Origin of the sequence: Epibacterium sp. MM17-32, assembly GCF_022348205.1 — a bacterium.
In the GTDB taxonomy this organism is placed as follows: domain Bacteria; phylum Pseudomonadota; class Alphaproteobacteria; order Rhodobacterales; family Rhodobacteraceae; genus Epibacterium.
This window is the reverse complement of the sequence record NZ_JAKRFC010000003.1, coordinates 163,801-185,752: the sequence shown is the minus strand read 5'-3', so window position 1 is coordinate 185,752 and position 21,952 is coordinate 163,801. Positions and strand designations below refer to the sequence as shown.

The 21,952-nt window shown below is 63.5% G+C and carries 24 protein-coding genes and 1 other RNA gene; 16 read left to right on the top strand and 9 right to left on the bottom strand.

Annotated features, from left to right (window positions below):
- Nucleotides 1-22: 22 nt before the first annotated feature.
- Both MHM88_RS06635 and MHM88_RS06630 read right to left on the bottom strand, forming a co-directional pair.
- Nucleotides 23-1,192 carry a M24 family metallopeptidase gene (locus MHM88_RS06635; protein ID WP_239321000.1) on the bottom strand — a complete coding sequence of 390 codons (1,170 nt, stop codon included), beginning with the start codon at nucleotides 1,190-1,192 and terminating at the stop codon, nucleotides 23-25.
- Nucleotides 1,192-1,884, bottom strand: coding sequence for a metal-dependent hydrolase (locus tag MHM88_RS06630; RefSeq protein ID WP_239361571.1), 693 nt, complete (start codon nucleotides 1,882-1,884; stop codon nucleotides 1,192-1,194). Before MHM88_RS06630 ends, MHM88_RS06635 begins: the two co-directional genes overlap by 1 nt.
- A 78-nt stretch (nucleotides 1,885-1,962) precedes the next feature.
- Between MHM88_RS06630 and MHM88_RS06625 the strand changes: the two genes are divergently transcribed.
- From MHM88_RS06625 to MHM88_RS23100, 9 genes are all read left to right on the top strand, one after another.
- Nucleotides 1,963-2,619, top strand: coding sequence for a ceramidase domain-containing protein (locus MHM88_RS06625; RefSeq protein ID WP_239361569.1), 657 nt, complete (start codon nucleotides 1,963-1,965; stop codon nucleotides 2,617-2,619).
- 244 nt (nucleotides 2,620-2,863) lie between these two features.
- Entirely contained in the window at nucleotides 2,864-3,151 is a 288-nt protein-coding gene (gene gatC / locus MHM88_RS06620) for an Asp-tRNA(Asn)/Glu-tRNA(Gln) amidotransferase subunit GatC (RefSeq protein ID WP_005679979.1), read from the top strand.
- A gap of 3 nt (nucleotides 3,152-3,154) precedes the next feature.
- The gene (gatA, locus tag MHM88_RS06615) at nucleotides 3,155-4,642 is read left to right on the top strand and encodes an Asp-tRNA(Asn)/Glu-tRNA(Gln) amidotransferase subunit GatA (RefSeq protein WP_239361568.1); all 1,488 of its coding nucleotides are present in this window, start codon (nucleotides 3,155-3,157) and stop codon (nucleotides 4,640-4,642) included.
- Nucleotides 4,643-4,682: 40 nt separating this feature from the next.
- Nucleotides 4,683-5,441, top strand: a complete 759-nt coding sequence (locus MHM88_RS06610) for a hypothetical protein (protein ID WP_239321015.1) — start codon at nucleotides 4,683-4,685, stop codon at nucleotides 5,439-5,441.
- Between the two features lie 9 nt (nucleotides 5,442-5,450).
- Entirely contained in the window at nucleotides 5,451-6,110 is a 660-nt protein-coding gene (locus tag MHM88_RS06605; protein ID WP_239361566.1) for an N-acetylmuramoyl-L-alanine amidase, read from the top strand.
- Nucleotides 6,111-6,224: 114 nt separating this feature from the next.
- Nucleotides 6,225-6,653: RNase P RNA component class A (rnpB, locus tag MHM88_RS06600), an RNA gene on the top strand.
- A gap of 180 nt (nucleotides 6,654-6,833) precedes the next feature.
- Nucleotides 6,834-7,001, top strand: a complete 168-nt coding sequence (gene rpmG, locus MHM88_RS06595; protein WP_010441901.1) for a 50S ribosomal protein L33 — start codon at nucleotides 6,834-6,836, stop codon at nucleotides 6,999-7,001.
- A gap of 145 nt (nucleotides 7,002-7,146) precedes the next feature.
- Nucleotides 7,147-7,665 (top strand): GNAT family N-acetyltransferase, encoded by a 519-nt coding sequence (locus tag MHM88_RS06590; RefSeq protein ID WP_239361562.1) that lies wholly within the window; start codon nucleotides 7,147-7,149, stop codon nucleotides 7,663-7,665.
- Between the two features lie 105 nt (nucleotides 7,666-7,770).
- On the top strand, nucleotides 7,771-7,896 hold the full coding sequence (locus tag MHM88_RS23100; protein WP_255734522.1) for a hypothetical protein: 126 nt from the start codon (nucleotides 7,771-7,773) through the stop codon (nucleotides 7,894-7,896).
- Between the two features lie 86 nt (nucleotides 7,897-7,982).
- On the opposite strand, the gene MHM88_RS06585 is transcribed toward MHM88_RS23100, so the two are convergent.
- The 3 genes from MHM88_RS06585 to MHM88_RS06575 form a co-directional block, all read right to left on the bottom strand.
- Nucleotides 7,983-8,474 (bottom strand): GNAT family N-acetyltransferase, encoded by a 492-nt coding sequence (locus tag MHM88_RS06585; protein WP_239361558.1) that lies wholly within the window; start codon nucleotides 8,472-8,474, stop codon nucleotides 7,983-7,985.
- Between the two features lie 104 nt (nucleotides 8,475-8,578).
- A complete protein-coding gene (locus MHM88_RS06580; protein WP_239361557.1) occupies nucleotides 8,579-9,358 on the bottom strand; it encodes a Bax inhibitor-1/YccA family protein in 780 nt (259 codons plus the stop codon).
- 226 nt (nucleotides 9,359-9,584) lie between these two features.
- Entirely contained in the window at nucleotides 9,585-9,797 is a 213-nt protein-coding gene (locus MHM88_RS06575; RefSeq protein ID WP_239361556.1) for a DUF1127 domain-containing protein, read from the bottom strand.
- A 126-nt stretch (nucleotides 9,798-9,923) separates the two neighbouring features.
- On the opposite strand from MHM88_RS06575, the gene MHM88_RS06570 reads away from it, so the two are divergent.
- On the top strand, nucleotides 9,924-10,841 hold the full coding sequence (locus MHM88_RS06570) for a LysR family transcriptional regulator (RefSeq protein WP_239321032.1): 918 nt from the start codon (nucleotides 9,924-9,926) through the stop codon (nucleotides 10,839-10,841).
- Here the strand turns inward: MHM88_RS06570 and MHM88_RS06565 are convergent.
- Nucleotides 10,810-11,784, bottom strand: a complete 975-nt coding sequence (locus tag MHM88_RS06565) for an NADPH:quinone oxidoreductase family protein (protein ID WP_239361555.1) — start codon at nucleotides 11,782-11,784, stop codon at nucleotides 10,810-10,812. The genes MHM88_RS06570 and MHM88_RS06565 overlap by 32 nt on opposite strands.
- 352 nt (nucleotides 11,785-12,136) lie before the next feature.
- Between MHM88_RS06565 and MHM88_RS06560 the strand changes: the two genes are divergently transcribed.
- The 3 genes from MHM88_RS06560 to MHM88_RS06550 all read left to right on the top strand — a co-directional run bounded on the left by MHM88_RS06560 (nucleotide 12,137) and on the right by MHM88_RS06550 (nucleotide 15,015).
- A complete protein-coding gene (locus tag MHM88_RS06560; protein ID WP_239321038.1) occupies nucleotides 12,137-12,508 on the top strand; it encodes a helix-turn-helix domain-containing protein in 372 nt (123 codons plus the stop codon).
- Between the two features lie 164 nt (nucleotides 12,509-12,672).
- The gene (gene hisN / locus MHM88_RS06555; protein ID WP_239361553.1) at nucleotides 12,673-13,467 is read left to right on the top strand and encodes a histidinol-phosphatase; all 795 of its coding nucleotides are present in this window, start codon (nucleotides 12,673-12,675) and stop codon (nucleotides 13,465-13,467) included.
- Nucleotides 13,468-13,650: 183 nt separating this feature from the next.
- Entirely contained in the window at nucleotides 13,651-15,015 is a 1,365-nt protein-coding gene (locus tag MHM88_RS06550; RefSeq protein ID WP_239361551.1) for an 8-oxoguanine deaminase, read from the top strand.
- A 61-nt stretch (nucleotides 15,016-15,076) separates the two neighbouring features.
- Here MHM88_RS06550 and guaD read toward each other — a convergent pair whose 3' ends face one another.
- Nucleotides 15,077-16,366 (bottom strand): guanine deaminase, encoded by a 1,290-nt coding sequence (gene guaD, locus MHM88_RS06545; RefSeq protein WP_239361550.1) that lies wholly within the window; start codon nucleotides 16,364-16,366, stop codon nucleotides 15,077-15,079.
- 137 nt (nucleotides 16,367-16,503) lie between these two features.
- On the opposite strand from guaD, the gene mgtE reads away from it, so the two are divergent.
- Together mgtE and MHM88_RS06535 are read left to right on the top strand one after the other, a co-directional pair.
- Nucleotides 16,504-17,892: a magnesium transporter gene (gene mgtE / locus MHM88_RS06540; RefSeq protein WP_239361546.1), complete on the top strand. Its 1,389-nt coding sequence runs from the start codon at nucleotides 16,504-16,506 to the stop codon at nucleotides 17,890-17,892.
- Between the two features lie 20 nt (nucleotides 17,893-17,912).
- On the top strand, nucleotides 17,913-18,500 hold the full coding sequence (locus MHM88_RS06535) for a 5-formyltetrahydrofolate cyclo-ligase (protein WP_239361541.1): 588 nt from the start codon (nucleotides 17,913-17,915) through the stop codon (nucleotides 18,498-18,500).
- 72 nt (nucleotides 18,501-18,572) lie between these two features.
- On the opposite strand, the gene MHM88_RS06530 is transcribed toward MHM88_RS06535, so the two are convergent.
- Entirely contained in the window at nucleotides 18,573-19,412 is an 840-nt protein-coding gene (locus MHM88_RS06530) for a 2OG-Fe(II) oxygenase (protein ID WP_239361540.1), read from the bottom strand.
- Between the two features lie 473 nt (nucleotides 19,413-19,885).
- On the opposite strand from MHM88_RS06530, the gene MHM88_RS06525 reads away from it, so the two are divergent.
- Nucleotides 19,886-20,893: a hypothetical protein gene (locus MHM88_RS06525; RefSeq protein WP_239361538.1), complete on the top strand. Its 1,008-nt coding sequence runs from the start codon at nucleotides 19,886-19,888 to the stop codon at nucleotides 20,891-20,893.
- A gap of 255 nt (nucleotides 20,894-21,148) precedes the next feature.
- Here the strand turns inward: MHM88_RS06525 and MHM88_RS06520 are convergent, their stop codons facing one another.
- Nucleotides 21,149-21,889: a YebC/PmpR family DNA-binding transcriptional regulator gene (locus MHM88_RS06520; RefSeq protein WP_239321061.1), complete on the bottom strand. Its 741-nt coding sequence runs from the start codon at nucleotides 21,887-21,889 to the stop codon at nucleotides 21,149-21,151.
- Nucleotides 21,890-21,952 lie beyond the last annotated feature (63 nt).

The window sequence follows — 21,952 nt, the reverse complement described above, 5'->3', positions numbered from 1 at the left end:
GCCGACCGGTTGAGGGGCCGGGTTACTTCACCACGATTTCGCGCGGCACATCGACCAGAGCTTCGCCGCCGTTCGGGGTCACCACAAATGTCTCGGTGATCGCCATGCCCCAGTCCGGGGTCCACAGACCCGGCATCAGGTGGAACGTCATGTTTTCTTCAAGCTTGGTGGTATCGCCTGGACGCAGCGACATCGTGCGCTCGCCCCAATCCGGCGGGTAGCTGAGGCCGACCGGATAGCCGGTGCGGTTGCCCTTGATGTATCCCGCGCGGCCAAAGCTCTCATAGACGCAGGCGGCGACCTCTTCGCAGGTGACACCTGGCTTGGCGACCGCGAATGTATCTTCGATCGCTTGCAGGATTGCCTTTTCCCCGCGGCGGATGTCCTCGGGCGGGCTGCCGAGGAACAGCGTGCGGCTGATCGGGCAATGATAGCGGCGCACGCAGCCCGAGATCTCGAAATAGGTCGCCTCGCCGGGGGCCAGTGGGCGGTCATTCCAGGTGATATGCGAGGCGGAAGCCTCAATGCCCGAGGGCGCGATGGGTGAGATCGCCGGATAATCCCCGGCCAGAAGCGGCAGACCCTCAATGCCTGCGGCCTGCACCCGTGCAACCAGCGCGTTCTTGGCAATGCCTTCGTTGAACTCGGCCCGCAGCACCCCGTGCATATGCGCCGAGAGCTTGCCAGCTGCCTGCATCAGCTGCAGTTCCTGTTCGCTTTTGACCGCGCGTTGCCAGTTCACAAGGCCCGTCGCATCCGCAAAGGCATCGCGGCCAAAGGCGGTCTCCAGAATCTCATGGCTGCGGGCGGAGTAATAGTAGTTGTCCATTTCCACGCCGATGGCCTCGGTCCAGCCATATTCGCGCAGCAGATCCACCAGCGAGTCAAACGGGTGATGATCGGGATGCTGGACGTGTTCTTCGGGCCAGTCAAAGAGATGATCGGCCTCCAGCCAGGTGGTCAGCGCGGCGCCGGGCTTGTCCTGGGTGCGGCCCCACCACATCGGCATGCCGTTCTCATGCAGAATCACCGCTTGCGGGACATAAAAGCTCCAGCCGTCGTAGCCGGTGAGCCATGCCATGTTGGAAGGATCGCAGATCACCAGTGTTTTAAGGCCCTTTGCTGCCATGGCGCGGCGGGTCTTTTCCAGTCTGCGGGCGTATTCGGTGGTGGTAAAATCGTTGGCGGGCATTAGAACTCGATGTCTTTCATTACCTGTGGCTCGATGACGTTGACGCCGGGAAGCCCGTCAATCAAGTCCTGTGCGCTCTGTTCCAGCAATGGAAATGTGCGATAGTGGCAGGGAATGACCGTTTTGAAGGCAAAATAGCGCTTGGCGGCATAGGCGGCGGCCTTCATGTCCATGGTGAAATGACCACCAGCCGACAGGATGCCGATATCGGGCCTGTAGTAGTCGCCCATCCAGTCCATGTCGGCCATGATGTCGGTGTCCCCCGAGACATAGATCATCTGTCCCTCGGCGCGGATCATATAGCCCACTTCGCTGCCGGCAGTGCGCAGCCCGTCGCGGGTGGAAAACGTGTTGGAATGCGACGCGGGCACCATCGACACGCGGGTCTCGCCCACATCGACCGTGCCGCCCTTGTTGAAGCCGACGGTTTCCACGCCCTCGGTTTCGCCCCAAAAGCCCATCAGGTCATATTGGCCAATGATCGGAATCGAGAGATGCTTGGCAAGGCCGAGTACATCCGCCACATGGTCGAAATGCGCATGGGTCAGCAGGATATGGGTGGCCCCTTCGGTGGCGGCGGTGTGCTGGCTTTCTTCCAGCATCGGATTGCCGGTGAGCCAGGGGTCGATGAGGAGGGTGGTCTCGCCCGTTTCCAGACGAAAGCCGCCATGACCAAGCCAGATCAGTTTCATGAGCGTTTCCCCGCAGTCTATATATGAGGTGTTTGGAGTGTCTTTATCGCGACCCTATCAGGGGATCAGGAAAAATCCATGGATCTGACGCAAGAGATTGACGCCTATTGTGAGCGCCTTGGCCCCGGCCTCTGGGCGGAGCCGCTGAATGCGGTGACCAACCTGGCCTTTGTGATCGTTGCGGGGATCATGTGGCAGCGCGCCGGAGGTGCAGGACAAGGGCGGGTCATGGCGCGGGTGCTCTGCTTGCTGATGGCGGCGATCGGGATCGGCAGCGGACTGTTTCACACCGTTGCGCAGGCGTGGGCCGCGCTTGCGGATGTGCTGCCGATCGCCCTGTTCATACTGACCTATCTGTTTGCCGTGCACCGGGATGTGCTGCGCTTGCGGCCTGTCTGGGCGTTCGGCGCGACGGCGATGTTTCTTCCCTATGCGGCCTTGGCGGGCAGCGTCTTTGCGCAGGTAAGCTGGATCGGAGGATCCGCAGGCTACGCGCCGGTGCCGCTGCTGATCCTGATTTACGGCATCGTGTTGCGCCGGCGCTTGCCGGCTGTATCACGCGGGTTCCTTGTCGGAGCCGGACTGTTGATCCTGTCCCTGGTGTTTCGAACGACGGATCTGCCGGTCTGCGGCGCGTTCCCGTCCGGCACACATTTCCTCTGGCATCTGCTGAATGCGGCGATGCTCGGCTGGATGATCGAGGTCTATCTCCGCCACCAGCGCGGACAGACCTGAACGCAGACGCAGGGGCAGCGCTCCCGCCCGCTCTCATGCCCCTGTGGGGCCTTGCGATCCGTTGGGCCGAGCGCGCGCGGACAGCATAGCTGTCCGCGCGCGGGTCGCATCGGGCACAGCCCGATGCGAAACACCTCAGTCGGAGCTGGGATTTGAACCGCGCGGGCGGAGAATTCCCAAGGCAGGCTTGCGGCGCGCAGGCGCGAGCGGTAAACGCGTGGACAAGACGAGATGAGGGTTATTGATGTCGATTGACCAAAGCACAGCCGCGAAAGTGGCCAAACTGGCCCGGATCAAGGTCGAAGAGGACGCTCTGCCTGCGCTGGCAGAGGAGTTCAACACGATCCTCGGGTTCATCGAGCAACTGAACGAAGTGGATGTCGAGGGCGTCGAACCGATGACCTCCGTCACCCCGCAGCGTCTGAAACGCCGCGAGGATGTGGTCACCGACGGCAACCAGCAGGACAAGGTGCTGGCCAATGCCCCGGATGCCCGCGAAGGCTTCTTTGCTGTGCCCAAGGTTGTGGAGTAAGACATGTCTGACCTGAACAAACTGGGCCTTGCAGAGGCCCGCGATCTGCTGCGCAAGGGTGACACCACCTCTGTGGAACTAACCGAGGCCTGCCTCAAGGCCATCGACGGGGCAGATGCGCTCAACGCGTTTGTGCACAAGACCCCCGAGATCGCGCTGGAACGTGCCAAGGCGGCGGACGCGCGTCTTGCCGAGGGCGATGCCCCCGCCATGTGTGGCCTGCCCATCGGCATGAAGGACCTCTTCTGCACCGAAGGCGTCGACAGCCAGGCGGCGTCGAACATCCTCAAGGGGTTCAAGCCTGAATATGAATCCACCGTCTCGCAGAAACTGCAGGACGCAGGCGCGGTCATGCTCGGCAAGCTGAACATGGACGAATTTGCCATGGGCTCCTCGAACGAGACCTCCGCCTATGGCAATGCCATCAGCCCATGGCGGCGCGGGGGGGACGAAACCCCGCTGACGCCCGGTGGCTCCTCTGGTGGGTCTGCTGCGGCCGTGGCGGCAGACCTGTGCCTTGCGGCGACCGGCACCGACACCGGTGGGTCGATCCGCCAGCCTGCGGCCTTTACCGGCACCGTCGGCATCAAGCCCACCTACGGGCGCTGCTCGCGCTGGGGCATCGTGGCCTTTGCTTCCTCGCTGGATCAGGCCGGGCCGATGACCAAGAACGTACGCGACGCGGCCATTATGCTCGAGGCCATGTGCGGCCATGACGCCAAGGATTCGACCTCCGCGGACCTCGCGGTGCCGAACTTCGAGGCGATGCTAACCGGCGACATCAAAGGCAAGAAAATCGGCATCCCGCGCGAATACCGCATGGACGGCATGCCCGCCGAGATTGCCAAGCTCTGGGACGAGGGCGCGGCGATGCTCAAGGCTGCGGGCGCCGAGATTGTTGATATCTCGCTGCCGCACACAAAATACGCGCTGCCTGCCTATTACGTGATCGCCCCGGCTGAGGCCTCTTCGAACCTCGCGCGTTACGACGGCGTGCGCTACGGCCACCGCGCGACGCTCGCGCAGGGGGACGGCATCACTGAGATGTACGAGAAGACCCGCGCCGAGGGCTTCGGCTCCGAAGTGCAGCGCCGCGTGATGGTCGGCACCTATGTGCTGTCGGCAGGCTTCTACGATGCCTATTACAACCGCGCCCGCAAAGTCCGCACCCTGATCAAGAAGGACTTCGAGGATGCCTTTGCCGCAGGTGTGGACGCAATCCTGACCCCGGCGACGCCCTCCGCGGCCTTCGGCCTTGGCGAGATGAATGACGAAGATCCGGTTAAGATGTACCTCAACGACGTCTTCACCGTCACCGTGAACCTTGCCGGGCTGCCGGGGATTTCGGTGCCAACCGGTGTTGACACCCAGGGCCTGCCGCTGGGGCTGCAACTGATCGGACGGCCGTGGGAAGAGGGGGACCTTCTGAATACCGCCTATGCGCTGGAGCAATCCGCCGGCTTTGTGGCCAAGCCCGCGCAGTGGTGGTAAGACAGGCGGCAACGACAGACAGAGCAGACAGGTGACACCCATGCGAGTACTGGCAACCCTAGCGGCGGTGAGTGCGATTGCACTCGCGGCCTGTAGCCCGCAGGTACCCGACAGCGCCGCCGGGGTCGGGGACGAGACCAGCCCCTTTAACGCGCCGCCCGAAGTGGAGGCGGGGCGCACGCTGAATGGTGATCCGCTGGTGCCACCGGCACGCCTGTCTGACGAAACATCAGCCAATAACGCCAATTGGCAACAGCCGCGCCCATCGGGCGCGGCGGCCTCCAACGATGACATCGCCCGCGAGGCGGCGGCTGCGATTTCCGCTGCGGGGCAGAACTCCGGCCAGGCACCGCTGGACGCGAGCCCCTCCAATCCGGCGCCGTCGCTTGTCGGCAATCCCGGGATTTCGGACGAGAACAGTTTTGAGGCGGTGGCGGCCCGGCAAACCATCGAAAGCGATGCGGAGCGCATCGCCCGCCAGCGCGCCCAATACGAGGTGGTGGCCCCCACCGCGGTGCCGGAGCGTCCGCGCGATCTGTCGCCAAATATCGTGCGCTACGCATTGTCCACCTCGAACCCGCGCGGCCAGCGGATCTACAGCCGCACCGGCATCAACATGCAGGCGCGCTCGCAGCGCAATTGCGCGCAATATGCCTCCGCCGATCTGGCACAGGCAGCTTTCCTGGAGATGGGCGGGCCAAAGCGCGACCGCAAGGCACTGGACCCGGATGGGGATGGCTACGCCTGCGGCTGGGATCCGGCGCCCTTCCGCGCGGCTGTGCGTGCACAGGGCAACTGATCCCCCGACATGGCTGCGCTGGCCCCAATCTGGCATCCGAGCCCGAATTTCGGGCCCCGGCGTGATCGTTTGCGGCCGCATCTGATCGTGCTGCATTACACTGCCATGCAGAGCGCCGATGCGGCGCTCGCGCGACTATGTGATCCGGCATATGAGGTCTCGGCCCATTATCTGATCGGTGGCGATGGCAGGCTCTGGCAGCTGGTCGCGGAAGACCAGCGCGCCTGGCACGCGGGCGCAGGCGAATGGGCGGGCCAGCAGGACATCAATTCGCGCTCGATCGGAGTTGAGCTGGACAATCGCGGCGATCATCCGTTTTCCGAACCGCAAATGCGGACGCTGGAGGCGCTGCTGCCGCAGATCATGACGCGCTGGGAGATTGCGCCCGAAGGGGTGATTGGCCATTCAGACCTTGCGCCTGGGCGCAAATGGGATCCGGGGCCGCGCTTCGACTGGCAGCGGCTTGCGACCCGCGGATGTGCGCGGCCCGCCAGCCGGTCACATGCCGCCACCGCCGCCACACCGCAAACCTTGCGCAAGGCGGCTCAGGCCTGCGGGTTCACCGCCGATGTTGACGATGCCACGCTTCTGGAAGCCGTGCGTCTGCGCTATCGGCCCTGGGGGGAGGGGGCGCTGTGCCGCGACGATCTCATCCCGCTTCTGGACTGATTTTCACCTTCTCACAAATATCCTGGGGTGAATGCGCATCCGCGCAGAGGGGCAACGCCCCTCAGACCCGTGCCACCTTGACGCAACGCCCCCGCAGGCGTAGGCAGGCCGCGCGCAGAGAGCCGGATGGCCGCGTTGGGGCATCAAGCCCCCGCGAGGAAAGTCCGGACTCCCTGAAACAACGGTGCCGGGTAACGCCCGGGCAGGGCAACCTGACGGAAAGCGCCACAGAAATGAGACCGCCTCGCCGCGCTGGAGGTTCGCCAAAGGATGCGACGGGGTAAGGATGAAACGGTGGGGTAAGAGCCCACCGCACCGCTGGCAACAGGGGTGGCACGGCAAGCCCCACCGGGAGCAATGCCAAATAGGGCCTCCGCGCGGGTCGGGTCGGGCAACCGAGACCGCCGCTAGGGATGTTTCACCCGAGAGAGGCCGGGTTGGCAGCTAGAGGCGTCCGGCAACGGGCGTCCCAGAAGAATGGTCATCAAACCCTGCCTTTCGGGGCAGGGGGAACAAGATCCGGCTTACAGGCTCTCTGCGCAAAACACCCTCGCCGGGCAGGCGGGATCATCGCAAGTCCCTTCGGAGGCGCGATTTTAGCGAGAGCTGCAATTTAGCCGGGCGAATCCTATTGACACTCGCCACCACAAAGGTAAAAGCGCACGCTCATATAGGAATTAGACCCGAGAGGCCCCCTGCCTTTTCGGACGCAGGAGAAGCACAATGGCGAAGCCGACGACCATCAAAATCCGCCTGAACTCGACCGCGGGCACGGGCCACTTCTACGTGACCAAGAAAAACGCGCGCACCATGACCGAGAAAATGACCATTCGTAAATACGACCCGGTCGCGCGCAAGCACGTCGAGTACAAAGAAGGCAAAATCAAGTAAGCCTTTCGGGATCTCATCAGGATCTCTTGATTTGAAAAGGGTCGCGCATCTGCAGCGGCCCTTTTGCTTTGACGGGGGCAGCTATCTGGCCGCCACGCGCACCATCGGCCAATGGTTTCGCGCCTCCGCAGAAAAGGGGCATGCCATGTTTCGGATCAGAGAGGCCACACCGGATGATCACGCCGCGGTGGAGCGCCTGTTGGCGGACAGTTACCCCAGGCTCCTGCAGGGGGCTTATCCGTCGCCGGTGCTGGCGGCTGCGCTGCCCAAGCTGATCCGGGCCAGGCCGGAACTGTTGCAAAGCGGGACGTATTTTCTGGCGATTTGCAAACGTGATAACCGTATCCTGGGTGCCGGTGGGTGGACTGCGGATCCGTCCCGGGCAGGTCAGGGCCATATCCGTCACGTGGCGACAGCCCATGACAGCGTGCGTCGCGGCGTGGGGCGGGCGGTGCTGGCGCACGCGCTTGCCTCTGCCCGCACGGCTGCGGTCCGGGATATGGTCTGTCATGCGACCCTACCGGCGGTGCCATTCTACCGGGCTCTTGGGTTCGTGGAACAGGGCCGCACCGAGCTGGAGCTGGCGCCGGGGCTCGGTTTTCCGGTGGTGGTGATGCATCAGGCGCTGTCTGACGGATGCTGGCGGTCCCGTGGAGTTTTCTAAAATCCGCCGGGAATGGCGTCACGCGGTCCCCCGCAGTGCACAGTCTTGCCATATTTCAACATCAAACCGGGGCTGTGGTGTGAGAGACGTTTAGGGGTAAGTGTCATGCGCAAGCTGTTTGGATTATCGCTACTGGTGGTGTTGTTGCCTGCTGCGGCGGCGGTCACGGGAGAGCGGGATACGGTCATGTATCTGGAAGCTCCAGCCCGGATCACGGTCGCGCCGCTCTGAGATCCTGCTCGTCCAAGGGGGGGAGGCGCCCCCCGGCACTGCCCGGGTGACTAGGGGCGACCTTTGGAGCTGCAGGCCCGCCCGGCTCAGCCGCGGGTGTGGGGCTCCGCCCGCCACTCGGCCATGGTGATCACCGGCTCCAGCCCGAAATGGCGCATCAGGGCCGCTGAGGCCGCGTTGAAGGGCGCATAGGTGACACCGATCACATCGGCCCCTTTCTCAAGAGCGTCCTGCTTCATGCGCGTCATCAACGCCTTGCCAACACCGATCCGGCGCAAGGCCGGTGCGACCGTGATGTGGTGCACCATTGCGCGCCGCTCTGCCGGGCGCACGGGCAGGGCGGGACGATCCTCCACTTCATAGATCAGATAGCCCATGATGGCGTCCTGCGGGCTGACGGCCGCAAGGGCGTGTATGCCGGGCTGTGCCAGCCAGTCCTCAAGCCAGCTGCACAGATGGTCGCTTGAGGGCTGCGCGGTGTGGCGTTCAGGCTGATGCGCGACATGCAGCGCGTGCAGATCCTGCAACAGGGGCACCAGAGATGCGGCCCGGTCGGGGCCAATGGGTTCAATCTTCATCGGTCAATCCTTGGGTCGTGTCGAAATCAAATCACGGATCTGAAAAAGAAAAGGGGCGGATCGATCTGATCCGCCCCGGCTGTCTGTCAGTTGGGAGTGTGCGGTTATTCGCGGTTCCCAAGCAGCTGGAGCAAGAACATGAACATGTTGATGAAGTCCAGATAGAGGCTCAACGCGCCCATGATCGCCGATTTCGCCAGCCAATCCTGGTCACCGGCGTGGACCATCTCAAGGTAGTCGTTCTTGATGCGCTGGGTGTCATAGGCGGTCAGACCGGCAAAGATCAGCACGCCCAGTACGGAAATCGCAAAGGCCATCGCGGAGGAGGCCAGGAAGATGTTCACCACCGACGCCACGATCAGGCCGATCACGCCCATGATCAGGAACGAACCCATGCCGGACAGGTCTTTCTTGGTGGTGTAGCCCACCAGCGACAGACCCGCAAAGGCGATGGAGGTGATCAGGAACACCTGCGCGATGCTCTCGCCGGTGAACGCCACGAAGATCGAAGAGATCGACAGGCCCATCAGCGCGGCAAATGCGTAGAACACCAGCTGCACGCCAGCGGCGGAGAGGCGCTTCACCGCAGCGCCAAAGCCGAAGAAGACAAAGGCCAGCGGGGCGAACATGATCACCCACTTCAGCGGCGACGCATAGATCGCGTAGCCGAAGTTGGTCAGGTAGGTATCGCTGCTCAGCTGCGCGACGGCCGCAGACGGATCGGAGGTGACCGAGAGGCCCGCGATCGCCCAGGCGGCGAGGAATGTGATGAGTGTGCCCACGGACATGGTGCCGTAGACCTTGTTCATATGGGCGCGAAGCCCGGCGTCGATCTCGGCGCTGCGCGCACCGGCAGCAGATCGAATGCTGTCAAACTGTGCCATGTATCATGGTCTCCGTCTAGATTCTCCCTCAGAGCACACCCGCGACGCGGATCTGCCTGTTGCCCTGAATATTGGCATTTGTGCCCGCCGGTTCAAGGGTTTCCGGGCAGGATCAGGGCAAAAGCGAAGCCACAATTATAGATTTTTTGCCGGAACCGGTCAGGGGGTGTCGGTTGGGCCGGTTCCGGCGGCTGTTGTACGTGTGTATCGGATCATGTGGGTGGGCTCAGCGCATCCAGTGTTCCGGGGCATCCCACATGCTGCGCCGGGCTTCGGTATCGGCCTGCGTGCGATCAATGCCGATATCCTTGAGCTGCGCATCGCTGAGTTGCGCCAGGTTGTGACGTTGCCGGCGCAGAGCCAGGGCCGCGCCCAGCCTTGAGAATACGGACGCCCGGCGCTGGGGCAGGCAGGTGTGTTGGGACAGACTATTTGCCATGACGGATCTCCATAGATTGTTTTGTGATGAGTTGTCGTTGTTACATCACTGGTATTGATCTATATGGGAGGAATGTGTCATTCTCAAAACGAATGATTTTGAAGGTGTCCATCAAGGAGTGTGATAATGAGAAATCTGGACGTCACCACGCTGCGCTCGTTCGTGGCGGTCGCCGACACCGGCGGTGTCACGCGCGCGGCATCTTTCCTGCATCTGACGCAATCGGCAGTGTCGATGCAGCTCAAGCGTCTCGAAGAGATGCTGGGCGTGGAGCTGCTGGATCGCACGGGGCGCAATATCGGCCTGACCGCGGCCGGCGAGCAGCTCTTGGGATTTGCGCGCAAGATGCTGAGCCTCAATGACGAGATCATCACCCGCCTGACCGATCAGGCCTTTGAGGGCGAGGTGACGCTGGGGGTGCCGCACGATGTGGTGCATCCGGTGATCCCGATGGTGATGCAGCGCTTTAATGTGCAGTTCCCGCGGGTGAAGGTGAATCTCTGCACCTCCAACACGCGCGATCTGAAGATGGACTTCGATCAGGGGCGCTTTGACCTGATTGTCACCACCGAGAGTTCTGCGGGCGCGGGCGGGGAGACCATCCACCAGATGCCGTTGCGCTGGATCGGGGCATTGAGCGGCCAGACCTGGCGTCAGCGACCGCTGCGCATCGGCTTCTGCCGCAATTGTATCTTCCGCAGCCTGGCGACGGCGGCGCTCGATGATGCGGGCATCCCGTGGGAAATGGCGGTGGACAGCGAGTCCGACCGCACGGTCGAGGCGACCGTCAGTGCGGATCTGGCGGTGGGCGTGCTGCTGGAGGGCACCCAGCCCGCGCACCAGCAGGTGATCGACCACGGCGGCAGCCTGCCCACATTGCCGGTCCAGCACATCAACCTCTATGGATCTGACCGGGCGCGCGCCCAATATGTCGAGCACCTGGCCGGTCTGATCCGTCAGGGGTTCTCCGGCCTGTCGCAGCCGGGCCTGCGTGCCGTTGGCACCGATATGGTCAGCCCGGGTGCGCAGCTCGGGGTTGTATGACCACCTTGCCGGTGGCCGCGCGGGTTCGGATCAACTCCAGCCCCCGCGCGGTTTCGCTCAACGGCAGCCGGTGGCTGATGTGCGGGGTGATCTGCCCCTCCGCCAGCCAGGTCATCAGCGTGCTGAACGTATCCTGCCCCACCTCGGGGCGCAGCTTCACCAATCCGCCGAGGTAAAAGCCGATCACGGTCAGGTTCTTGACCAGCAGATGATTGGCCGGGATCTGTGGCACCTCGCCGCCGGCAAACCCGATCGGGATCAGACGCCCGCCCGGATTGGTGGCCCGAAACGCCGCCGTCCAGGTGTCGCCGCCCACCGCGTCATAGACCACATCCGCCCCGCCCAGGTCCTTGACCCGTTGCCGCAGGTCCTCGGAGGCATCGATCAGGTGATCTGCGCCGGCAGCCTTGGCCACCGCCAGTTTGTACGCGCCCCGGGCCTGCGCAATCACGGTCGCGCCAAGGCGCTTGCCGATCTCGACCGCGGTCAGCCCCACGCCGCCAGCCGCCCCGGTAACCAGCAGGGTTTCCCCGGCCTTCAGGCGCGCCTGGTGCTGAAGCGCCAGCAGGCTGGTGCCGTAGGCGATCAGCGATGCGGCCGCATCGTCAAAGCTGACCGCATCCGGCAGGCGAACCGCCCGGGCCGCGTCAAAAACCCCGTATTCGGCCAGCCCGCCCTGGCTACAAAACACCGCCACGCGATCCCCAATTTCGAAATTCGAAATATCAGATCCGAGTTTTGTAATGATTCCGGCGCATTCCAGCCCCGGCGTAAAGGGCAGCGGCGGCGTGTCCTGATAGCGTCCCTCGGTCATCAGGAGATCAGCAAAGTTCAGGGCGCAGGCGTGAATTTCAATCTGAATTTCCCCCTGTTCAGGATCCGGTATTTCGACCTGTTGCAGCTGACCGGGGGTCTCGTGTTTTCCTATACGAAAGGATAGCATGCCTCTTTTCCTTACTGATTCGCTCTTGATTGATTCGGTCAAAACGCTGCTTCGTAAACCGGCAAAAAACGGCTCACCATTTATGGGGAGACGCCATTCGCCGTCGTCTTACCGTATTTCGCGCTAATTTTTGATGCATTAAATCATATGTTTGAGGGGCGAGCCCGTTGCGCGCGTGCTGCTTTACTTGAATTCAACCAAGAAGGGCGTACACTTTCCACAATACTGAACTTCTGACCCGAAACAAATGAACTCCGATGACGAATTGATGCGCCATCGGTACGTGGTTCCGGAAATGGTCGTAATGTAACGTGGCAGGCTTCTGGAATGCCGTAACTGGGAGAATAACAAAATGGCACATCCCGTCGATACACATGTGGGGAAACGCATTCGTCATCGCCGCTGGTTGATCGGAATGACGCAACAGCAATTGGCGGAAAAGGTTGGCATCAAGTTTCAGCAGATCCAGAAGTACGAAACCGGTGCAAACCGCGTCAGTGCTTCGCGGCTGTGGGATATTTCCGATGCCCTCGACGTCAATGTCAGCTTTTTCTTCGAAGGGTTGCAGGACGAGGACAAGGCCGTGGCCGAAAAGGCGCGCGTACCCGCGGATCTGATGGGCGACAAGGAGGCCCTCGATCTGGTGCGGTCCTACTACGCCATTCCGGAGAACCAGCGCCGCCGCCTGTTCGAACTGGCGCGCGTGCTGAGTGACGTCGCCTGAGAGCCAGGCTGACGTCGATGTAATCTGAAAGGCCGCTCTTCGGGCGGCCTTTTTTCATGCGGTCCGGGCGCGGCGATGTCGTGTCTGCGGCTTTGGGCTTGATTGCCCTGACGCGCCATGGCACGCGACGGGGACCAGCCCTGCAATGACCGGAGCCCGTTTTCATGACCAATTCCGCGACCTTGTCCGATCTGGACGTTGCGCGCCGCCTCGCCGATGCGGCACGCGCGGCGATCCTGCCGCATTTCCGCAATACGGCCACCACGGCGGACAACAAGCTCGAAGCAGGCTTTGATCCGGTGACGGTGGCGGATCGCGCCGCCGAAGAGGCGATGCGCGCCGTGTTGGCCGAGTTGCGCCCCGAGGACAGTATTCTGGGCGAAGAATTTGCGCCCACCGCAGGGACCAGCGGGCGGACCTGGGTGCTGGATCCGATCGACGGCACGCGTGGCTTTATCAGCGGTACACCCACTTGGGGGGTGCTGATTGCGCTGTCGGATGCGAACGGTCCGATGCTGGGCGTCATGGATCAGCCCTATATCGGTGAGCGGTTCGAGGGCTGCCGGGGGCATGCTCAGGTGATCGGCCCCCATGGCACGCTCCCGTTGCAAACCCGAAAGACCAATGCGCTTGAGGATGCGATCCTGTTCACCACCTTTCCGGAGGTCGGCACCGCTGCGGATCGCGCCGGGTTCGAACGCGTCGCGCGCCACGTCAAGCTGACCCGCTACGGGATGGATTGCTACGCCTATGCGCTGCTGGCGGCGGGGACGGTGGATCTGGTGATCGAGGCCGGATTGAACGCCTATGACATCCAGGCCCCCATCGCCGTGATCGAGGCCGCAGGCGGCATCGTCACCAATTGGGAGGGCGGCCCGGCCCATGACGGTGGCCGCGCGCTTGCCGCCGCAAACCCGGAGATTCACGCGGCGGCACTGGCACACCTGCAGGAATCCTGATCACAGCCGCGCCCGCCCTGGGCACTTGATGGCAAGCGGAGAAACAGTTTTTCCGATTGTCCGGCTTGCCCCGGATGCGGGCGCTGGGCTAGCAATGGACCCGCGCCGAGTCCTTTGCCCGTATTCCGTCGGCGTCTCTTCACCTCCACCTTATGAAACGGGCAGATTTTGGAGCGTGAAGCCATGACTGATTTTCTACTCAAGAACGCCGAAACTTTTCTACTCAAGAACGCCGAAACCCTGCTGACCATGGATGATGACCGGCGGGTGTTGAAATCCGCCGACATCCGGGTGCGGGACGGCGTGATCGCCGAGATCGGGCACGACCTGCAAGGCGCAGAGGCAACCGTGGACGCCAGTGGCACCGTGGTGACGCCGGGGCTCGTCAACACCCATCACCACCTCTATCAGAACCTCACCCGCGCCGTGCCGGGTGGGCAGGATGCGCTGCTGTTTGGGTGGTTGCAGACCCTCTATCCGATCTGGTCGCGCATGGGGCCGGAGCATTTGCAGATCTCCACCCAGCTTGGTCTGGCAGAGCTGGCGCTGTCGGGATGCAGCCTGACCTCGGATCATCTCTATCTGTTTCCAAACGGTGGACGGCTGGACGACACCATCCATGCCGCCGCCGAGGTGGGTCTGCGGTTTCATCCCACCCGGGGCGCAATGAGCATTGGCGAAAGCGACGGCGGCCTGCCGCCAGATGCCTTGGTGGAGCGCGAAGCCGACATCCTTGAGGATATGATCCGGGTGGTGGATGCGTTCCACGATCCCGGCGAAGGCTCCATGTGCCGGGTGGGGCTGGCACCCTGTTCGCCATTCTCGGTCAGCCGGGAATTGATGCGCGACGCGGCGGTGCTGGCGCGCGACAAGGGCGTGATGCTGCACACCCATCTGGCGGAAAATGACGAGGACATCGCCTATAGCGAGGCGAAATTTGGCTGCCGCCCCGGTCAATACGCCGAGGAACTGGGCTGGACCGGCGATGATGTCTGGCACGCGCATTGCGTGAAACTGGACGGGCAGGAGATTGATCTCTTTGCCAAAACCCGCACCGGCGTGGCTCATTGTCCGTGTTCCAACTGCCGCCTTGGCAGCGGCATCGCGCCGGTGCGCCAGATGCGGGATGCGGGCGTCAAGGTGGGGCTGGGGGTCGATGGCTCTGCCAGCAACGACATGGCCAACCTTTGGGATGAGGCACGTCAGGCGTTGCTCCTGCAGCGGGTCGTCAATGGCGCGGATGCCATGTCCGCCTATGAGGCACTGGAGATCGCCACCCGCGGTGGTGCGGATGTGCTCGGGCGGCCGGATTGCGGGCGTATTGCGGTCGGCAAACGCGCAGATCTGGCGGTCTGGGACGTCTCCGGCCTTGCCTCCAGCGGCAGCTGGGATCCGGCAGCGTTGGTTCTGGCGGGGCCGCGCCAGGTGCGCGACCTGTTCGTCGAGGGGCGCCGGGTGGTAGCACAGGGCCAGGTTACCACGCTCGACATGTCGGCGGTGATCCAACGGCATGGCGCGATGACCCGCGCTCTGGCGAACGGCGACTAGGCGATCCGGTCGCAACCCGTGAAGGGGGGGCGGCGCTGGCAGGCGCTGCCTTGAGATGCTGTCAGTGCGCCTTGCGGCCGTTGATGCGCACCTCGGATATGGCGCGATCATCGCCCATCATCAGGGTGGGGAACAGCGCTTCCCAGAGGTCATTCGCACGATCGGCGCGCTGGGCAATGGCGGGGGTTGAGGCAAGATCGAGCACCACCAGATCGGCCTCCATACCCACCGCGAGATTGCCCACCATGTCCTGAAGTCCGAGCGCTGTGGCAGAGCCCTGGGTCGCCAGCCACAGCAGTTGCGCCGGATGCAAAGGCGTGCCGCGCAGTTGAGCGACCTCATAGGCGGCGGCCATGGTGCGCAGCATCGAAAAGCTCGACCCGCCGCCGGTGTCGGTCGCGAGGCCAATGCGTTGCCCCTCTTGTATCAGCCCCTGCATGTCAAAAAGGCCGGAGCCGATGAAAGTGTTGGAGGTGGGGCAATGAATGAGGCTTGCGCGCGCCTCGCGCAGCCGGTCGCGTTCGCGCGGTTCCAGATGGATGGCGTGGCCAAAGAGAGCGCCTTCGCCCAGAAGGCCAAATTGTTCGTAAGTGTCGAGATAGTCGCGCGCCTCGGGGTACAGGCTGCGCACCCATTCGATCTCGTCGAGTTGCTCGCTCAGATGGGTTTGCATCAGGCAGGTGGGGTGCGCGGCCCAAAGCGCGCCGAGCGCGTCGAGCTGTTCTGGCGTTGAGGTGGGTGAAAACCGCGGCGTGATGGCGTAGGTGATCCGGTCGACACCGTGCCAGCGCTGGATCAGCGCGGCGCTGTCGTCATGGGCGCTCTGCGGCGTATCCCGCAGGCCCTCGGGGGCGTTGCGGTCCATGCAGGTCTTGCCTGCAACCACGCGTTGCCCGCGCGCCTGCGCCGCCTGAAACAGTGCCTCGACGCTTTCGGGATGGATGGTGCAGTAGCTCGCCACCGTCGTGGTACCGCAGGCGGTGGTCAGATCCAGATAGCGCGCCGCGATCTCTGCCGCATAGCCCGCATCGCCAAACCGCATTTCCTCTGGGAAGGTGTAGGTATTGAGCCAGTCGATCAGCCGCTTGCCCCAACTGGCGATGATCGCGGTCTGCGGATAATGCACATGGGCATCGACAAACCCCGGCACGATCAGCTTGTCGCCATGGTCGATGATCTGCGCCTCCGGCAGCGCCTTGACCAATGCCGCCTTGGTTCCGAGCGCCACGATCTTGCCGCCGCGCAGGCCGATCGCCTCGTATTGGTCGATCGCCGCCTCCGGCCCGGCCGCATCAAAGGGCGACGCCGAAAAAGAGAGCACCCGGCCCAGCACTATCAGATCTTGTTCCATCGCCGCATCACACCTGTTGTCAAATCACGCAGACACAGGATAGGCCGCAGTGGCGCAGGGGTAAATTGCTGACGCACCGTTGTTTTCCCCCGCGGGCATCCTTTAGACAGGAAGTCGGAAAAACCGGAGGGCTGCGGATGACGACTGGCGAGAACACCCCCGACGCAGAGGTCACGGGCGAAGACGCCTACGAGCTGGATCGCAAGCGGGTCGCGCAGATCCTCTTTGCCCTGGATCGGGATGACCGGGAGGCGCTGGTCGAGCTGATGGAGCCGCTGCACCCGGCCGACATCGCCGACCTTCTGGAACAGATCAACGCCTTTGACCGGGGCCGGCTGATCCGGCTCTACGACCAGGAGTTCGACGGCGACATCCTGTCGGAACTGGATGAATCCATCCGTGAGGAGGTCATTGCCGCCCTGAACCCGCAGGTTCTGGCCGATGCGGTGCGCGACCTCGACAGTGACGATGTGGTCGACCTGCTCGAAGATCTGGAAGAGCCGCAGCAGGTGGCCATCCTCGGCGCGCTCGAAGACAGCGACCGGGTGGCGATCGAACAATCGCTGGCCTATCCGGAAAACTCCGCCGGGCGATTGATGCAGCGCGAGGTGGTGACCGCGCCGGAACACTGGACCGTGGGTCAGGCCATCGACCATATGCGCGAGGCCGAAGAGCTGCCCGAGCAGTTCTATCACGTGGTGATCGTGGACCCGCGCATGCATCCGGTCGGGCAGGTGACCCTGGGCCGGCTGATGAGTTCGCGCCGCACCAAGCCCCTGATCGAGATCCTGGAGGAGACCTTTCAGGTCATCCCGGCGGCGCAGGACGAAGAAGACGTGGCCTATGCCTTTAACCAGTATCACCTGATCTCCGCGCCGGTGGTGGACGAGGACGGGCGGCTAGTCGGCGCCATCACCATCGACGACGCGATGGCAGTGCTGGACGAGGAACACGAAGAAGACATCCTGCGTCTGGCCGGTGTTGGCGAGGGCAGCCTCTCGGACAATGTGTCCGAGACCACCAAGCAACGCTTTCCCTGGCTTGCGGTCAATCTGGTCACCGCGATCTTTGCCTCACTGGTGATTGCGCAGTTCGAGGCAACGATCGCGCAGTTTGTGGCGCTGGCGGTGCTCATGCCCATCGTGGCCTCCATGGGCGGCAACGCAGGTACCCAGTCGCTGACGGTGGCCGTGCGCGCGCTGGCAACCCGCGACCTGACCGGATCAAACGTCTGGCGGGTGATCCGGCGCGAGGTGCTGGTGGGGCTGATCAATGGCGCCATCTTTGCACTGGTGATGGGCATCATCGGGGTGGTCTGGTTCGGCACGCCCATGCTTGGGGTGGTGATCGCTGCCGCAATGGTGATCAACCTTGTCGTCGCGGGGCTCGCGGGCACGGTGATCCCGGTTATTCTCGACCGCATCGGTGTCGACCCGGCGCTGGCCTCGGGTGCATTTGTGACCACGGTGACGGATGTTGTGGGCTTTTTCGCCTTCCTGGGCCTTGCGGGTGCGATACTGCTGTAACAGGTCGGCAGGAGCAGGACATGAGCGAGACGGATCACGACGCAGAGGAGTTGGCGGCGATCAAGGCCGCGGCGCGCAAGGCGGCTTTTGTGCGTCGCAAGGGCGCGTTTGAGGCGCAACGCCCCGGCGCGGCGGGCCATCTGGCCGAGGTGCTTGCGGGCTATCGCGGCGTGCCGCTGGCGGGATATATGGCGATCCGCACCGAGATCGACCCGGTGGCCGTCATGGCCGAGGCCGCAGCCCATGGCCCCGTGGGCGTGCCGGTCATTCAGGGCGCGGGCCTGCCGCTGGAGTTCAGCCGCTGGCAACCCGAGGGCGCGCTGCGCGATGGACCTTTTGGCGCCAAGGTTCCGGAAGTGGACGATTATTTCGACCCCGAAATCCTGATCGTGCCGCTGGTGGCCTTTGATGCGGCGGGCAATCGTCTGGGCTATGGCGGCGGTTTTTACGACCGCACGCTGGAACGTTTGCGCAGCCGCCGCGCCACGCTGGCGATCGGCTTTGCCTTTGATGCGCAAGAAGCCGAAGGCCTGCCGCTGGAGCCCACCGACCAGCCGCTCGACATGATCGTGACCGAGAGCCGGGTGCTGGATTTCAAACGCGGATAGTTTCAGGGCGGCATGGCGCGCTGTGGCGCGCGCCCTGCGTTGCCTTTGCTGGGCTGTCGTCGTTCTGGCGACTTAGAATCCCAGCTTTTCCAGACGCCATGCCAATTTGCGGTGGATCACCGGAGGCAGCAGATCTTGCAGTAGTTCTCGGCGGGCCACCTGACGGTCACGCTGGTCTTTTGAGCCGGGGCGCGGTTTGAACAGCGTGGTATGGCTCTTGCGGGTGCTGTCCCAAGTGGCGGTGTAGTAATAAAGCGCGATCGACATGCGCGGCTCGCCATCGGGGTGGTTCACCGGCTCGGGGTTGCCATGCCAGCTCTCGGAGGAGGTGGAGAACATGCACATCCGGTTGAACTCCGGCACGTAACTGGCAAGTTTGCCGGACATATTCTCGTCCCAGACCTCAAAGGAGCCACCGTATTCCTCGCGCCAGTCCTTGTTGAGGTAGATCAGCATATTGACCCGGCGTTCCAGGTTCAGACCGGCGTGGTGGTTGAAATCCGCATGGATGTCGAGATGGCCGCCATTGGCCACCACATGCACACCGCCGCCGGCGAAATAGGGGTCGGGGATCAGCCCCTTGATGCCGGTCAGTTCCTCGACGAAGGCCAGCACCGGGCGCGAGTTCAGCGCATAGAACAGCTGCCGGGTGTACATTGGCAGGCGTTCCGGCACATAGGAGGTCTTCAGCCTCTCCTGCGGGCGGTCATAGCTGTTCTCCGCCTCGGGCAGCTGCTTCAGCTCCTCGCGCACGCGCTCCAGGATCTCCGGGTTGAGGAAAGTGTCATAGCCGCCATAGTGGAAGGGCGCGCGCGACTGATACTGCGGCGCCAGCGCCGTGGCCGCCGCACGGGCGTCCTTGCTGGACATCAGCAATGTGTCGGGGTCGAGGTTCAGAACGGGTGTGGTCATGGTAACTCTCTCGAAAATAACGGCGACAGGACTGGGCGAGACCTGCGTGGGGCATGGGGCAGGCTGTTGACAGGCAACATGCGCCGCAGGACGAGCTGAATGACATTTTATTAAACTTTGGCGATTTGTGCAGGGGGCATCGGCGTTGCAGGGCGAAATAGCCGAAATAGACAGGTTTGGTGTTTCCGGCGCGGCGACAATCCGGCCCGTGTCACTCTTTCTTGCGCTCCACGCAAATGGTCCGGTCGTCGCCGCTGATCAGTGCAACACTGGCGACACTGGTTGGCACTGGTGCGGCCTATGCGCCGGGCAGGCGGCTGTGCTAGCCTGACCGAGACACGTGCCCGATGTTGCGGTCATGGGGCAGGGCGCGCGAGGCGCTGGTGGTGGGGCTGGCCGGGGCGCGTGATTGCCTGAGGCAGGGCCACCGCAAATCCCACAGGAGGGAGAACCCATGCAGATCGTGAGTGCAGGTGCTGGTCCAAATCCCCGACGCCGGGCGGATCACCTGCCGGTCGCAGAGCCGGACCCGACCGGGCGTGTTGGACCCGTTCCGCATCTGGCGCTGCTCCTGCGGTCTGGGGGAGCACGGCCGCGATGCGCCCCTGCGTTGGTCTGAGGGCGACAGCATGTCGGTGTTTGCAGTTCCCCCACGCGGTTCCTTCGCTGAGAGCATCTGGCGGCTCGTGCTGCCGCGGGGGGCGGTGCTGGTGGCCATCTGGGGGATGAACCAGACGCTGCATCTGCCCGGCTGGCTTGCCTATCTGCTGGTCACCGGCGATGCCGCCCTGTTGCTGTTGCAGATCGCGCGCTACCATGGCGCGGCAGAGGCGCATATCCGCGATACCGGCGCCATGGCTGCAAGCTGGGCAGGCTATCTGATCTGCCTGCTGGCTCTGTTGGCGAGCGCGACGCTGTGGTGGGACATGATACTGATCGCCCACCGTCCGCCTGCAGAAGAGCGCTACGACGAGAAGATGCGCCGCGCCCGCGAGGCGCTGTACCTGCTCACGCTGGGCCCGGATGGTCGCACCGTCATCTTCGAGGGCGAAATAACCTTTGGCCTCAAGGCGCGCCTGGCGCAGACGCTGGCCCAGGCCCCGGATGTGCGTGAGATCCGCCTGAGCAGTCCGGGGGGGCACGTCTACGAGGCGCGCGGGGCCGCGCAGGTGATTGCCGAGGCGGGGCTGGCGACCCGGGCGGTGGGGGAGTGCAGCTCGGCCTGCACCCTCCTTTTTATGGCGGGGGTCAGACGAGACCTGTCGGCGGGCGCGCGATTGGGGTTTCACGGCTATGGTCTGGGCGAAGCCGTGCATCTGCCCTGGTACGATATCCTCGGCGCCCAGGACAAGGATCGCGCCTATTTCATCGCACAGGGCATGCGGCCGGAGTTTGCAGCGCGGATCTTTGACATGCCGCCGGACCGGATGTGGTATCCTGACCCGGCGGACTTGCGGGCGGCGGGGGTATTGCGCCCATAGGGACGGTCGACCGCGGAGCGGGGGGCTCCCGCCCCTTTGCAGGTGTGGCGGAGCCACCCCCGAAAGCGTTGGGCCCGGCGGCGGCCGCGCCAAAGGCGCGGCCGCCGCCCCCCGCGCGATGCGCAGGGCGCAGCGCAACACCTCATGCCGCGCCTGCAAATCAGGCTCCCCGCTCCCGCAGGCCGGTGTCCAAACGCAAAACGGCCCCGACCAAACCGGTCGGAGCCGTCGTTACAAGCCTAAGACCGCTCTGGCTCAGAGCTGCGCCATCACCTCGTCAGAGGCCTCAAAGTTGGTGGTGACGCGTTGCACGTCATCGTCATCTTCAAGCGCGTCGACCAGCTTCATCAGCTTCTGCATGCCTTCAAGGTCCAGCTCGGTGGTGGTGGTTGGCTTCCAGATCAGCTTGGTGCTCTCGGATTCGCCAAGCTCCCCCTCCAGCGCGGTGGAGACCTCGTTCAGATCCGTGTCGGCGCAGTAGATCACATGACCGTCCTCGGAGCTTTCAACATCCTCGGCACCAGCCTCGATCGCGGCCATCATGACGGTGTCGGCATCGCCCACCTCAGCCGGGTAGGTGACCTCGCCCTTGCGCTCGAACATGAACCCCACGGAGCCCGTCTCGCCAAGGTTGCCGCCGTTTTTGGAGAACGTCGAACGCACGGTGGAGGCGGTGCGGTTCTTGTTGTCGGTCATGGTTTCCACGATCACCGCAACACCGTTGGGGCCGTAGCCCTCATAGCGGATCTCATCGTAATTCTCCGCGTCACCGCCAGTGGCCTTTTTGATGGCGCGGTCGATCACGTCCTTGGGCACCGAGTTCGACTTGGCTTCCTTGACAGCAAGACGCAGGCGCGGGTTTTTCTCGGGGTCCGGGTCGCCCATCTTGGCAGCGACGGTGATTTCTTTGGAAAGTTTGGAGAAGAGCTTGGACCGCGCAGCATCCTGGCGACCTTTACGGTGCTGGATGTTTGCCCATTTGGAATGGCCTGCCATGGTGCATCCTGTGTTTTGATTTCAGAAACTGGCGCTCATATAGCCCCGGAGCGCACAGGCTTT

What these genes read in the sequence shown, in the direction of transcription:
- MHM88_RS06590 (WP_239361562.1), top strand. Translation starts at nt 7,147, where the DNA reads ATGTTTCGGATCAGAGAGGCCACACCGGATGATCACGCCGCGGTGGAG.
- rpmG (WP_010441901.1), top strand. Translation starts at nt 6,834, where the DNA reads ATGGCGAAGCCGACGACCATCAAAATCCGCCTGAACTCGACCGCGGGC.
- MHM88_RS06625 (WP_239361569.1), top strand. Translation starts at nt 1,963, where the DNA reads ATGGATCTGACGCAAGAGATTGACGCCTATTGTGAGCGCCTTGGCCCC.
- MHM88_RS06610 (WP_239321015.1), top strand. Translation starts at nt 4,683, where the DNA reads ATGCGAGTACTGGCAACCCTAGCGGCGGTGAGTGCGATTGCACTCGCG.
- gatC (WP_005679979.1), top strand. Translation starts at nt 2,864, where the DNA reads ATGTCGATTGACCAAAGCACAGCCGCGAAAGTGGCCAAACTGGCCCGG.
- MHM88_RS06550 (WP_239361551.1), top strand. Translation starts at nt 13,651, where the DNA reads ATGACTGATTTTCTACTCAAGAACGCCGAAACTTTTCTACTCAAGAAC.
- hisN (WP_239361553.1), top strand. Translation starts at nt 12,673, where the DNA reads ATGACCAATTCCGCGACCTTGTCCGATCTGGACGTTGCGCGCCGCCTC.
- MHM88_RS06635 (WP_239321000.1), bottom strand. Translation starts at nt 1,192, where the DNA reads ATGCCCGCCAACGATTTTACCACCACCGAATACGCCCGCAGACTGGAA.
- MHM88_RS06570 (WP_239321032.1), top strand. Translation starts at nt 9,924, where the DNA reads ATGAGAAATCTGGACGTCACCACGCTGCGCTCGTTCGTGGCGGTCGCC.
- guaD (WP_239361550.1), bottom strand. Translation starts at nt 16,366, where the DNA reads ATGGAACAAGATCTGATAGTGCTGGGCCGGGTGCTCTCTTTTTCGGCG.
- MHM88_RS06630 (WP_239361571.1), bottom strand. Translation starts at nt 1,884, where the DNA reads ATGAAACTGATCTGGCTTGGTCATGGCGGCTTTCGTCTGGAAACGGGC.
- MHM88_RS06585 (WP_239361558.1), bottom strand. Translation starts at nt 8,474, where the DNA reads ATGAAGATTGAACCCATTGGCCCCGACCGGGCCGCATCTCTGGTGCCC.
- MHM88_RS06560 (WP_239321038.1), top strand. Translation starts at nt 12,137, where the DNA reads ATGGCACATCCCGTCGATACACATGTGGGGAAACGCATTCGTCATCGC.
- MHM88_RS06575 (WP_239361556.1), bottom strand. Translation starts at nt 9,797, where the DNA reads ATGGCAAATAGTCTGTCCCAACACACCTGCCTGCCCCAGCGCCGGGCG.
- MHM88_RS23100 (WP_255734522.1), top strand. Translation starts at nt 7,771, where the DNA reads ATGCGCAAGCTGTTTGGATTATCGCTACTGGTGGTGTTGTTGCCTGCT.
- MHM88_RS06530 (WP_239361540.1), bottom strand. Translation starts at nt 19,412, where the DNA reads ATGACCACACCCGTTCTGAACCTCGACCCCGACACATTGCTGATGTCC.
- mgtE (WP_239361546.1), top strand. Translation starts at nt 16,504, where the DNA reads ATGACGACTGGCGAGAACACCCCCGACGCAGAGGTCACGGGCGAAGAC.
- MHM88_RS06605 (WP_239361566.1), top strand. Translation starts at nt 5,451, where the DNA reads ATGGCTGCGCTGGCCCCAATCTGGCATCCGAGCCCGAATTTCGGGCCC.
- MHM88_RS06580 (WP_239361557.1), bottom strand. Translation starts at nt 9,358, where the DNA reads ATGGCACAGTTTGACAGCATTCGATCTGCTGCCGGTGCGCGCAGCGCC.
- MHM88_RS06520 (WP_239321061.1), bottom strand. Translation starts at nt 21,889, where the DNA reads ATGGCAGGCCATTCCAAATGGGCAAACATCCAGCACCGTAAAGGTCGC.
- gatA (WP_239361568.1), top strand. Translation starts at nt 3,155, where the DNA reads ATGTCTGACCTGAACAAACTGGGCCTTGCAGAGGCCCGCGATCTGCTG.
- MHM88_RS06565 (WP_239361555.1), bottom strand. Translation starts at nt 11,784, where the DNA reads ATGCTATCCTTTCGTATAGGAAAACACGAGACCCCCGGTCAGCTGCAA.
- MHM88_RS06535 (WP_239361541.1), top strand. Translation starts at nt 17,913, where the DNA reads ATGAGCGAGACGGATCACGACGCAGAGGAGTTGGCGGCGATCAAGGCC.